12 protein-coding genes are annotated in these 12,019 nt (G+C 64.3%); 6 read left to right on the top strand and 6 right to left on the bottom strand.

Annotated elements, in window-relative coordinates; all coding sequences use genetic code 11:
• Positions 1-118: 118 nt before the first annotated feature.
• On the bottom strand, positions 119-1,054 hold the full coding sequence (gene ypfJ / locus ACYG97_RS15405; RefSeq protein ID WP_023733297.1) for a KPN_02809 family neutral zinc metallopeptidase: 936 nt from the start codon (positions 1,052-1,054) through the stop codon (positions 119-121).
• 186 nt (positions 1,055-1,240) lie between these two features.
• On the opposite strand from ypfJ, the gene ACYG97_RS15410 reads away from it, so the two are divergent.
• Positions 1,241-3,307: a hypothetical protein gene (locus ACYG97_RS15410; protein ID WP_031262086.1), complete on the top strand. Its 2,067-nt coding sequence runs from the start codon at positions 1,241-1,243 to the stop codon at positions 3,305-3,307.
• 28 nt (positions 3,308-3,335) lie between these two features.
• On the opposite strand, the gene ACYG97_RS15415 is transcribed toward ACYG97_RS15410, so the two are convergent.
• Together ACYG97_RS15415 and mntR are read right to left on the bottom strand one after the other, a co-directional pair.
• The gene (locus ACYG97_RS15415) at positions 3,336-3,524 is read right to left on the bottom strand and encodes a hypothetical protein (RefSeq protein ID WP_023672434.1); all 189 of its coding nucleotides are present in this window, start codon (positions 3,522-3,524) and stop codon (positions 3,336-3,338) included.
• 91 nt (positions 3,525-3,615) lie between these two features.
• Complete coding sequence (gene mntR, locus ACYG97_RS15420) at positions 3,616-4,071, bottom strand: manganese-binding transcriptional regulator MntR (protein WP_023672433.1); 456 nt, start codon at positions 4,069-4,071, stop codon at positions 3,616-3,618.
• Positions 4,072-4,328: 257 nt separating this feature from the next.
• Between mntR and ACYG97_RS15425 the strand changes: the two genes are divergently transcribed.
• From ACYG97_RS15425 to ACYG97_RS15435, 3 genes are all read left to right on the top strand, one after another.
• Positions 4,329-5,687: an Nramp family divalent metal transporter gene (locus tag ACYG97_RS15425; protein WP_023733299.1), complete on the top strand. Its 1,359-nt coding sequence runs from the start codon at positions 4,329-4,331 to the stop codon at positions 5,685-5,687.
• Positions 5,688-5,811: 124 nt separating this feature from the next.
• On the top strand, positions 5,812-6,669 hold the full coding sequence (locus ACYG97_RS15430) for a protein-L-isoaspartate O-methyltransferase family protein (protein WP_023733300.1): 858 nt from the start codon (positions 5,812-5,814) through the stop codon (positions 6,667-6,669).
• A 122-nt stretch (positions 6,670-6,791) separates the two neighbouring features.
• Positions 6,792-7,442 carry a dihydrofolate reductase family protein gene (locus ACYG97_RS15435; protein WP_023733301.1) on the top strand — a complete coding sequence of 217 codons (651 nt, stop codon included), beginning with the start codon at positions 6,792-6,794 and terminating at the stop codon, positions 7,440-7,442.
• Between the two features lie 61 nt (positions 7,443-7,503).
• On the opposite strand, the gene ACYG97_RS15440 is transcribed toward ACYG97_RS15435, so the two are convergent.
• Positions 7,504-8,373, bottom strand: a complete 870-nt coding sequence (locus ACYG97_RS15440) for a LysR family transcriptional regulator (RefSeq protein WP_023733302.1) — start codon at positions 8,371-8,373, stop codon at positions 7,504-7,506.
• Between the two features lie 96 nt (positions 8,374-8,469).
• Here ACYG97_RS15440 and ACYG97_RS15445 point away from each other — a divergent pair, with 96 nt between their 5' ends.
• Entirely contained in the window at positions 8,470-9,069 is a 600-nt protein-coding gene (locus tag ACYG97_RS15445) for a LysE family translocator (protein ID WP_023683785.1), read from the top strand.
• 159 nt (positions 9,070-9,228) lie between these two features.
• Here the strand turns inward: ACYG97_RS15445 and ACYG97_RS15450 are convergent, their stop codons facing one another.
• The gene (locus ACYG97_RS15450; protein ID WP_023683784.1) at positions 9,229-10,023 is read right to left on the bottom strand and encodes an SDR family NAD(P)-dependent oxidoreductase; all 795 of its coding nucleotides are present in this window, start codon (positions 10,021-10,023) and stop codon (positions 9,229-9,231) included.
• A gap of 181 nt (positions 10,024-10,204) precedes the next feature.
• On the opposite strand from ACYG97_RS15450, the gene ACYG97_RS15455 reads away from it, so the two are divergent.
• Positions 10,205-10,669 carry a MarR family winged helix-turn-helix transcriptional regulator gene (locus ACYG97_RS15455; protein ID WP_023689742.1) on the top strand — a complete coding sequence of 155 codons (465 nt, stop codon included), beginning with the start codon at positions 10,205-10,207 and terminating at the stop codon, positions 10,667-10,669.
• Between the two features lie 29 nt (positions 10,670-10,698).
• Here ACYG97_RS15455 and ACYG97_RS15460 read toward each other — a convergent pair whose 3' ends face one another.
• Entirely contained in the window at positions 10,699-11,877 is a 1,179-nt protein-coding gene (locus tag ACYG97_RS15460) for an MFS transporter (protein ID WP_023683782.1), read from the bottom strand.
• Positions 11,878-12,019: the final 142 nt, after the last annotated feature.

The raw sequence follows: 12,019 nt of genomic DNA on the forward strand, positions 1-12,019 counted from the left end.
ACTTTGGAACAATAGGAGAACGCCTCAGGCGTTCTCCTCCTGACATCTGTTGCCGGTGGTGAATCGGCCCGCCGACGGATGCGCTTTGAACCGCGGTCGGCTGGAACTTGCGAGCGCCTCAAGCCGGACCGGTCAGCGTGTTGCAATCCGACAGCTTGCCGCTCTTGTAGCCGCGCGCCAGCCAGGTCTGCCTTTGCTGCGACGTCCCGTGGTTGAAGCTTTCCGGAACGACATAGCCCTGCATCTTCTTCTGCAGCGTATCGTCGCCGATCTGCTTGGCGGCGTTGAGCGCCTCTTCGATGTCGCCCTGTTCCAGAATGCCCTTCTGCGCGGTGAAATGCGCCCAAACGCCGGCGAAGCAGTCGGCCTGCAGCTCGATGCGCACCGACATCTGGTTGGCTTCCGCCTCACCCATCGACTGCCGCATCTGGTTGAACTTGGGCAGGATGCCGGTGAGGTTCTGCACATGGTGACCGACTTCATGGGCGATCACATATGCCTGGGCGAAATCCCCCGAGGCGCCGAACTGCTGGTCGAGTTGCTGGAAGAAGGTGGTGTCGAGGTAGACCTTGTGGTCGCCGGGACAATAGAACGGTCCGGCTGCCGTCGAGGCGGAGCCGCAGGCCGAGCGGATCTGGCCGCTGAACAGCACAAGCTTCGGGTCCTCGTATTTCAGGCCCTGCGACTGGAAGATGCCGGTCCAGGTCTCTTCGGTCTCGGCCAGCACGGTCGCCACGAACTGCTTCATCTCGTCGGAAGCAGGCGTGCCGGCGCCGTCGTCCTGGCCGCCGCTGTTGTCGGTAATCTGGCCACCGCCACCCGGCAGCACGCCGCCGCCGTCGCCGCTGCCCAGGATCTGCGACGGGTCGAAGCCGAAATACCATCCGGCCAGCACCACGAGGACGACCAGCAATATGCTGCCGCCGCCGCCGGTGCGGCCGCCGATCGGGATGCGGAACTGGCCAGGGCTGCCGCCGCCGAAACCACCACCGCCGCCGCTGTCGCTGCGCTCGTCCTCGACATTGTCACTCTGACGGCGGCCCTTCCAGAGCATGGCAACTCCCCGTATGCAAACTTCGGCTGGCGTGGCCGATGTCGTGGCCCAGTCCGACCCAACAGACAATTATCGCAATGGTTGCGCCAAGTCACAGTATTTTTCGTGGCAGCGGCATCGTGTTCGCACTCTGGTCGAGGCGGCATGCGCGCTGTAGCATCCGGTTCGAACGGGGGTGTCGGGGACTTGCGGACAATCGGTCGATTTCTGCTGCTGGCGGTGGCGCTATGCCTCGGCCCGTGGCCGGCGCGCGCCGTGACGCTCGATTCCAGCGTCGCCGTAACCGATCCCGAGACATTGCAGGCGCTTGAGCGTGGCGGCCTCTCGATCAGCCGCCTGCTCGGCCCGGCGCTGGGTCTCACGCGCGAGGTCGACAATCGGGGCCTGTTTTCGGTGCGCGCGCTGACCCCTGTCCGCAACGCCGTCAAGCAGGAGATCGCCGACGAGCCTGCCAATAGCCCCGATCCTTACGTCGCGGCCATGGCCAAGTCGAAGGACACCAGCCAGAAATTCAACCCGAAATACATCGACGATGACGGCTCGACGCTCGACCTGACCGGCGTCGTCAACCGCATGGACCGCGGCTATCTCGGCCACACCGAATGCGGCGAGATCAGGCTGATCTACCGCTTCCACTATTCGGTGGCGGAGAAGCCCACGAAGGGAAAGACAGCGCAACGCATCTCGTCGCGGCTGCCGCTGACCATGGGTCTGGTCTTCAACGCCAGGCCCGGCGAGGCTCGCCCCCGCGCTTCGAGAGACCGTCCAAGCGCCACCGCCGTTTCCTGTGCCGAAATCGCCAAGCGCTGGCTCGCCGCCGGCCAGAAGAACCTTGCGCCCGAGCAACTGGCAGCCTGGCTGCGCTCCGACGAAGGGCCGCTCTCCAACGCCATGCTGAATTCGTCGCAGATCATGCGGCTTGAGCTGAACATGCAGGTTCTCCGGCTGTCGGCCTCGAGCCGCCGCGACTTCGGTGGCCACGCCGAATATCTCCTCAAGATTTTCAAATGGGACCCAACGACGTCCACCTTCCAGGAATCGAAGATGGAGAACCAGATCGACCGGAAAGTGGTTCTGGCCGACCGGCCGGCCTTCGCCAAATGGCTGCTCACCGACCGCAACCTCTACGACCTCGATCGCGGCCGGCTGGTCATCGACGACAAGTTCCTGGCGACCAGCGCCGTCTCGGTCGCACCCGGCGGCATGGCCAGGTCGCAAAACAATATCGCCTATGGGCTGCTCGACGATGCCGACATCGACAAGGCACTGCAGGACTATGTCGCCAGGGGCAACACGCTGCGCAGCGTGAAATCGGTGGCCGGCTTCAATCTGCGTCTCAACGAAATGACCTGCACCGGCTGCCACCAGACGCACGGCATTGCCGGCTTCCATTACACCGGCGCCGATCCGGCCAGCGAGCCGCGCCGCAACGCCGTCTTCGTCCCCGGCTCGGCGGTGTTCTTCGCCGACCTGCCGCGCCGCCGCGCCATCGTCGAGGACTTCGCCGCCGGCGGCCATCCGGATTTCTCACGCGGCTTCGCCGCCCGTCCGGACGCCAAACTCGCCGAAGCGCTGAAAGGCACCGATCTCTACAATGGCTGGGGCTCGATCTGCTACAGCGGCAAGGATGCCAGCTTCAAGGACTGGAGCTGCGGCGAAAGCCTGCGCTGCGCCGGCGTCCATGAAAGCGACATCCATCCGGGCTTCGGCACCTGCGTCAGCGAGGCGGCCACCGCAGTCGGCGACCCCGTCGAGTTCGGCGAGATCAAGATGTCGAGCTGGGGCAGCGACAAATATTGCCGCCTGTCGCCGGCCACCGCAAAAGCCTGCGCCATCGATCCGGCGCGCGACAAGAAACCGGTAATCAAGCTCGCCGGCTATGGCGCGGCGCGCCAACGCTATGACAACCCCGAGCAGAAGACCGGTGGCTTTCCCGGGGGCATGCTGCGCAAGGCAAGCTGCGACAAGCTTCCCGACGAGGCGACTTGCGGCCGCCTCGCCAAGACCGGTTTCAACGACTGCATCGCGTCGGGCAAGGACCACAAATTCTGCACCAAGGAATTCACCAAGACCGCCGGCCTGCGCGCCTGCGACAAGGCGCATCCCTGCCGCGAGGACTATATCTGCACCGCCGGCTACGACGATCTGGCCGCAGCCAAGCCTGGCAAGGGCTCCTGCATTCCGCCCTATTTCATATTCCAGTTCCGCGTCGACGGCCATCCGCGCAGTTGGGTGCAGGACACCGAGGAATGAGCGGCAGGTTGCCGCTTGCGAACAGAACTCAGATCTTCTGCTTGGTGCCGGCGCTTTTGCCGTCCGAGCTTTTGGAGCGTTCCTCGAAACGCGCGGCGCCCTTTTTCAGCGCATGGCCGGTTTCGACCTCGGTCTTGCGTTCGTCCTTTGCCGCTGCCTGCCTCAAACCCTCGGCCGCCTGCTTGCCCTTCGCGGTCGGTGCCTGTTCGACGCCCATGTTTTCCTCCTTGGCGCGCGACAACCACGCGCAACGTCAGGAGCAACGAGCCTGACGTGCGGAGGTTCCAGTGGTGCGGCCCCGGCACCCCTCAGCGCGGCGCGATCATCGCCTTGCGAAAGGCTTCCAGCGTCTCGGCGCTGACATGATGCTCGATGCCCTCGGCATCGATGCGCGCCGTCTCGGCGCTGACACCGAGCGAACGCAAAAACGCTTCTACCGTCTGGTGGCGGATGCGGCTCTCTTCCGCCACCTTGCGCCCGGCGTCGGTCAGGAACACACCGCGATAGGGTTTTCTGGAAACGAGCCCGTCGGCGCACAGCCTGGTCAGCATCTTGGCCACCGTCGGCTGGGCGACACCCAGCCGCGCAGCAATATCGACCTGACGCGCCTCATTGCCGTCCTCGATCAGGTCGGCGATCAGCTCGACATAATCCTCGACCAGCGCGCCGCGGCGCGCTTCGCGCTGCTGCCGGAACCCTTTCGAATGAATCTCGGCGTCAGGCAGCGGCTCCTCGCGTCCAACCGGTCTGTGCTTCAGCGCCAACACGCGCTCCTTCCTATCTTTTGACAAGAATCGGCTTTGGGCAAAGCAATCGCCCTTTGCCATTCATAGCACGGGCTTAACTGTTCCAGCCGTTTATTTCCATTCCATGGCAGGCGCAACCGGCGTTTGCGATCCCCTGCCGGCCTGCCGGTCGGCGCAACAGGAAGCACATACAATGAAATATAGCCTATTGCATAATGTTGAGCCCTGGCATAGATAGGATGACGTCAACCGATCCACCCAGTGGAAAGCCCTCCATGTCCGAAGCTGACGCTACCTTGGGATCATCCTGGCGATTTGACAGGCCGGAGGACAATCCTCCCAGCCTGCGCGAGGTGAACTCCACGATCGCGGTGCCGCAGTCCGGCGTCTGGTTCCGTCGCCTGTTCGCCTTCATGGGACCGGGCTACATGGTCTCGGTCGGCTATATGGATCCGGGCAACTGGGCCACCGACCTCGCCGGCGGCGCCCAGTTCGGCTACACGCTATTGTTCATCATCATGCTGTCCAACCTGATGGCGATCCTGCTGCAGGCGCTTGCCGCCCGGCTTGGCATCGCCACCGGCCGCGACCTCGCCCAGGCCTGCCGCGCCTATTATCCGCGTCCCGTCAGTTTCGTGCTGTGGATCGCCTGCGAACTCGCCATCATCGCCTGCGACCTCGCCGAGGTGATCGGCACGGCGATCGCGCTGCAGCTTCTGTTCGGCATTCCGCTGATCGGCGGCGCGTTGCTGACGGCGCTCGACGCCTTCATCGTGCTGCTCTTGATGAACAAGGGTTTCCGCTATCTCGAAGCCTTCGTCATCGCGCTTCTGATCATCATCTTCGGCTGTTTCGCCATCCAGATCTCTGCCGCTGCCCCTCCGGTCGGCTCGATCCTGCATTCGATGTTCGTGCCGTCGACGGAGATCGTCACCAATCCGGCGATGCTCTACATCGCCATCGGCATCATCGGCGCCACGGTGATGCCGCACAATCTCTACCTGCACTCCTCGATCGTACAGACACGCGCCTATGAACGGACCGAAAAAGGCAAGCGCGACGCCATTAAATGGGCGACGACGGACTCGACCATCGCGCTCGTCCTGGCGCTGTTCGTCAACGCCTCGATCCTGATCGTCTCGGCGGTGGCCTTCCATGGCACCGGCCATCAGGATGTCGCCGAGATCGGCCAGGCCTTCGAGCTCTTGTCACCGCTGCTTGGCCTCGGCATCGCCTCGATCCTGTTTGCGGTGGCGCTGCTGGCCTCCGGCCTCAACTCGACGGTTACGGCAACGCTTGCCGGCCAGATCGTCATGGAAGGCTTTTTGCGCCTGCGCATTCCGCAATGGGCGCGCCGGCTGCTGACGCGCGGCATCGCCATCGTCCCGGTGGTGGTCGTCACCGCGCTCTATGGCGAAAAGGGCACCGGCCAGTTGCTGGTCTTCAGCCAGGTGGTACTGTCGATGCAGCTGCCCTTCGCAGTCATCCCGCTGGTGCAGTTCGTCTCCGACAAGAAGAAGATGGGCAACCTTGCCATTCCCCGCGGCGTGGCGGTCCTCGCCTGGGTCGTCGCGGCGGTCATCCTGGTGCTCAACTTCAAGCTGCTCTACGACACCGTCTTCGGCGTCGGCTGAGTTTCTTCTTGAACTGCTCTATCTCTTGTTTGACGCAATTCCGGGCGGAAAGCCGCCTCACACTTTTCCTGGAATTGCTCAAGACGGCGACAAACCGGCGGCTTGCGCTATCTTACCGGCCATCATGACAAGTGTCGAAGACGCCAGGAAATTTTACGCGCAGCTGATGGCGGCCAATGCCGGCTCGGCCGATCCGCGCCTCGAAGAGGCGTTCGCCACCGTTCCGCGCGAGGCCTTTCTCGGTCCCGGACCCTGGGCGGTAGTCGCCGGCAGGGCGCTCACCACCGGCAACGGCAAGATCATGACGCCGAGCGCCGATCCTGTTCACATCTATCAGGACGTGCTGGTGGCGCTCGATGCCGACAAGGGCATCAACAATGGCGAACCCTCCTTGCACGCGATGTGGATCGGCAGGATCGCCCCCAGACCGGACGAGGCCGTCACCCATATCGGCGCCGGCACAGGCTACTACACCGCCTTGCTGGCGCGGCTGGTTGCGCCCGGCCCGGTGACCGCCTTCGAAATAGAGGCAGATCTTGCTGCCAGAGCAACAAAGAATCTCGAAACCTACGGCAATGTAAGCGTCGTCCACGGCGATGCCGTCACCGGCGATCTGCCGCCGTCCGACATCATCTATGTCAATGCCGGTGTCGTCGCACCGCCGGCTCCTTGGCTTCGGGCGCTGAAAGCGGGCGGCCGCATGATCTTTCCCTGGCGTCCGTCCCAGGGCGTCGGCCTGGCCGTGATGGTAACCCGCAACGACAAGGGCTTTGCCTGCGACCCCTTCATGCGCTCGTGGTTCATCCCCTGCGTCGGCGCCTCGGCGGCCGGTTCGGCGGCCAAAATCCCCGACCTCCAGAAGGCGGCGCGCAGCCGTTCGATCTGGCTGACGTCAGACAGGGCGCCGGACCGGACCGCCACCGCCATCATCGGCGACGTCTGGTTTTCGTCGCAGGCGCTTGGCGGCGGGCGACGGCGGTAGGTACCCTTGTCGGCCGGCAGCGTTTTTTTGCCAACGCCTGTCGGGCGGCCGCCGGCCTGTCCGTCCTTAGTTTAGATCGAAATCCGGCCCTGACGGCGCGGATCCTGGAAAAGGAAAATCCAATGCGAAAGATCATCGCTTCCACCTTCGTCAGCCTCGACGGCGTCATGCAGGCGCCAGGCGGCCCGGAAGAAGACCCGGTTGGCGGCTTCGAGTTCGGCGGCTGGACGTTCCACTACTTCGACGAGGTGGCGGGGGTGGCCATGGAGGAATTGTTCTCCAAACCCTTCGCCCTGCTGCTCGGCCGCAGAACCTACGACATCTTCGCCGCATACTGGCCGCACCAGAAAGATGCGATCGGAGACGTCTTCAACCCCGCGATCAAATATGTGGCGACACATCGGCCGGATTCGCTCACCTGGGAGAACACGCAATGGCTTGGGGAAGATATCGTCGCGGCGTTGCGCCGCCTCAAGAAGGAAGATGGGCCTGACCTGCTCATCCAGGGTTCGAGCGAACTGATCCAGACCTTGCTGGCCAACGGTCTGATCGACGAAATCCGGCTGATGATCTTCCCGCTGCTGCTGGGCAAGGGCAAGCGGCTGTTCGATGGTGGTGCGATGCCGGCCGCTTTCAAGCTGGTGAAGTCGCAGGCTACCACCACCGGCGTCATCATGGCGACCTACGAACGCGGGGGTGAGGTCAAAGTCGGGTCGTTCGCCACGCAAGAGCCGTCAGAGGCCGAGCTCGAGCGGCGTAAGAACTGGAAGTGACAGGGACAGGCTTGGCACCTTTCCTCTCCCTCCGGAGGGGGGAGAGGAAATCCAAGTTCTGTCAAGCCGCCACAGCCCGCCGTGCCAACCCATCCCGGATATACCGCGCGAACTCCTGCGCTGCCGGCGCCGCGCCATACTTCGGCAAATGCAGATTGATGGAAAAATTCGGCAGCGGCGGCAGCCCGGCATCGAAAGGCAGGATGTCGAGGTCGGCGGGAACGGTGGAGGCCAGCCAGGCGGTGACGGCAAGGTCGGAGCGCACTGTCGCGGTCGTCGCGTCGATGTTGCCGTTCTCGAACACGGTGCGCCATTCCAGCCCGTGCTCGTTCAGCGCCGACAGCACCACCGGTCGGAAGGCGCAGGTGTCGGCGACGATCGACACCGGCAGCGGCCGCTTGGCACGGGCGACGCCGCCCTTGGCCCCCACCCAGACCAGCCGGTCAATGGCCAGGCATTCGCCGGCCGACGGGCCAACCCGTTCCTCGATGACGGCAAGATCGATAGTGCCGGCCGCAAGGGCCGCGGCAAGATCCGGCGAGGCGGCGCAGAGTAGGGATATCTCAACCTGCGGATAGGTCTCGGCATAGGCTTTCAGCACCGGCGCCAGCAAGGTGCCGACAAGGTCATAGGGAACACCGAGCCGCACCTGGCCGGCGACCTCGGTGCCCGCCATCTCGGCCCAGATCTCGTCATTGAGGCCAAGCAACCGTTTGCCCTTGCCGAACAGCCGCTCGCCGGGCCGCGTCAGCCGCAAGCCACGCCGGTCGCGCTCGAACAGGCTGCAGCCCAGCGCCTCCTCCAGCCTTTTGATCTGCTGGCTGACGGCGCCTTGCGTCAGATGCAGCGCGTTCGCCGCCGCCGTCATGCTGGCCTTGTCGGCGACAGTGACGAAGGTGCGGATCAGCGCTGTGTCGAGGTTACGGATCATGGTTGGCATTATACCTACTAATGCCAACCATCGCAAACATTGCATTTACTGAAGTATGCAGAAGTCTACCGTAGGGCCTTCGATGGAGGACGCCTCATGTTGCAGCCCATCTTTCCGCTCATCCTGTTTGCCTTCGTGGCCACCGTCACGCCGGGAATCGCCACCACCCTGTCGACTGCTTCAGGTGCGCAGTTCGGCTTTCGCCGTTCCGTTCCCCTATTGATCGGCAGCGCTGCCGGCCTCGCCACCGTGACCGCTGCTGCCGCCGCCGGGCTCGCCGGTCTGCTGCTGGCCATGCCGTCGCTGCAACTGGCGATGAAAATCATCGGCTCGCTCTATCTCATCTGGCTGGCAATCAAGATCGGCCGCGCCGGGCCGCCTGATCTCGATGTGGCGATGGCAAAACCCAACAGCTTCTTCGGCGGCGCCGGCATTCAATGGATGAACCCGAAGGGCTGGGCGATGGGACTGGGTGCGGCGGCCTCGTTCGCAGCCCTTGCCGACGGTCCGGGACAACTCGCGCTGCTGCTCGGCTCGACCTTCGGCTTCACCGCAGCCATCTCGCTGTCGATCTGGTGCGTGGCGGGCATGGTGCTGGCACGGCTGCTCAAGACCGAATGGCAATGGCGCGCGCTCAACATCGTGCTGGCGCTGGTGCTGGCTGCGTCGATCATACCGATGTGGCGGGGAGCGTAAACGCAGAGGTCGGCGCCAGTACCGCACCCGGACCTGCGGTCCGACCTCCCCACAAAGGGGAGGTAGGGGAGCGCGCACTTTATCCTCCCCCTTGTGGGGAGGGCCGCGAACGAAGTGAGCGGGGTGGGGGTCCTGGTTCGCGAAGCGAACCAGCTACTCTCAAGCCGCGTAACGCGCCGCCGGCTTGTCGGCGTGCAGGCTGCCGTAGAAGACTTGCCTTGCGCCGAGGAAGGTGTCGAGCTTGGCTGTGTCGGCAAGTGCCGGCACGGTGACGGCTTCGCCCCTGGATAGGCCCACAAGCGCGGCATCGACCATATCGTCGGCGGACATGATGATCTCCTTCGGCAGATTGTGGATATCGCCACCGGCGAGCTCCCAGAAATCGGTGCGGGTCGCGCCCGGCAGCACCGCCTGCACCTTCACATTGGTGCCGGCGACTTCGCGGTGCAGGGCCTCGGTGAAGTTGACGACATAGGCCTTGGTACCGCTGTAGATGCCGCCGAACGAGGTATCATAGGCGAGCACAGAGGCGATGTTGACGATGGCGCCGCGGTTGCGCGCAAGAAGCCCCGGCAGAACGGCGCGGGTCAGGCGGGTCAAGGCGATGACGTTGACCTTGATCATGCGCTCGGCCTCGTCGGCGTCGGCCGTTGCCACCACGGCCTGGCCGCCAATGCCGGCATTGTTGACCAGCAGCGTGACGCTATCGTCGGCTGCGATCGCCTGCTCGACGCGGCGCACATCATTGTCGTCGGCGAGGTCGGCTGATATCACGCTGACCTTGCGCTTGTAGGCATAACGCAGCTTTTCAGCCAGTTCCTGCAGCCGGTCGGCGCGCCGCGCCACCAGCACCAGATCGTAGCCTTGCCCGGCCAGCCGGTCGGCATAGACAGCACCTATGCCGGCCGATGCACCAGTGACGACTGCGGTACCCTTGTTGTCCTGTCCACTCATTGTCCTGTTCCTTTTTTCTGCCCGGCGAGACAGGTCGATGAACCCTTGTCCCGCCCTGATCTCCAATTAGTGGCATATACCACTTTCCGGGAAGTAGGCATATACCACCATCTTGTCAACGGAGGCGGCAGAAACTATTTCTGCGACAGGCCGGCAGCGGTTTTGCCGGCAAGGAGTCGTGATGAGCAAGACCGCGCTGCCGGGATTCAGCCTTTGCAACAACGCCACGCTGCGGCGCGCCGCGCGCAAGCTCGGCCGCTTTTATGACGATGTAATCTCGCCTTCGGGTCTGAAGGGCACACAGTACGGCCTGCTCTACCAGATCCATGTCAGCAACGAGCCGGCGATGGGCACGATAGCCGAAGCGATGGTCATGGACCTGTCGGCGCTCGGCCATACGCTGAAGCCGCTGATCCGCGACGGCTATGTCGACACCTTCGCCGACAAGGACGACCGCCGCGTCAAGCGGGTGCGGCTGACGCCGCAAGGCCAGGCCAAGCTCGAGGAGACGACGAAATTGTGGACCATTGCCCAGCAGCGCTTCGAGGCGCTGGTCGGCCAGCAGCGAGCGGCAGATCTGCGCGCTATGCTGGATGAAGTCGCGGCGCTGGAGTACGACGTGCCGGCGGCCGCCCCTTCAAGCTGAAAGAGCGGCCGCCGGTCCTTTGCAAAGATCTATTCGGCCGGCATGGCGACCGGCCGGGCCGCCCAGCGGCCGGCCAGCACCACGCCAAGCCCGATCAGCGGGAAGATGGCGGCGACCAGGCCGAGATCGGCCGGCACGCCGTAGCGCAGCACGGCGCCGCCGACCACAGCACCCAGCGCCACGCCGAGATAGAGGGCCGAAGCGTTGAGCGACAGCACGATCGGGGCGGCGTCGGGCGCCAGCTTGATGATGCGGCTGGCCTGCGCCGGCGGAAATGCCCAGCCGACCATGCCCCACGGCACCATCATGGCCATCAATGCCGGCCCGGCGAGATGCTGCGGCAGGAAGGTCGGGATGACCGAGAGCATCACCAGCATGACGGCGCTCAGCGCCAGAGACCAGCCGACGGTGCGCGTCGCACCAAAACGGTCGGCCGCCTGGCCGCCGGCTATGTTGCCGATGACGGCGCCGACACCGAAGGCGAGCAGCATGCCGGGCAGCGCAATCGGGCTGAGGCCGCCGCTCTGGATGGCCAGCGGCGCGATATAGGAAAACACCGAGAAGGCGCCGATCAGGGCAAGAGCGGTGGTCAGCAGGATCGGCATGACGCCGGGGCGCAGCGCCGCAGCCAGCCGCCGCCTGAGCGGCAGCTTGGTACCGACAATGCCGCGCGGCAGCCGGTACCACAGGATGGCGCCGACCAGCGCGCCGAGCCCGGCAATGGCAAAGAAGGTCCCGCGCCAGCCGGCTATCGTGGCAACCAGCGCGCCGAGCGGTGCACCGAGCGCAACCGCCACCGTGGTTCCGCCGACGACGACGGCAATGGCCCGCGCCCGGTGGTGGTCATCGACCAGCGCCACCGCCGTGCCTTGAGCGGTAGCGGCAAACAGGCCTGACGACAGCGCCATGATGATGCGGGCAATGAGCAGCAGCTCGAAGGACGAGCTCAGCGCCGCCACCACATTGCCGATGACGAAGAACGCCAGCGTCCACAAGATGACGCGGCGCCGGTCCCATTCGCCGGTCAGCGTTGCCAGGATCGGCGTGCCGATGGCGTAAGCCAGCGCGAAGGCGGTGATCAGCGTGCCGGCGAGCGGAATGGAAATGCGGGCGTCGGTGGCGATATCAGGCAGCAGGCTGGAGATGACGAAGCCTTCGGTCGAGATCGTGAACGATCCGAGCGCAAGCCAGAAGAGGCGCTTGTCCATAGGGCGTGTCCTTAGTTCAAAACTTATTGAACAATTGGACATAACAGGACATGATGTCAATGAAGCCAGACGAAAATAGCTGAAGCCTGCTGACAGCCCTGTGTCAGGACAGCCATTGGGCCAATCGCGAAACGGACTGTGC

Source organism: Mesorhizobium sp. W067, assembly GCF_054719525.1.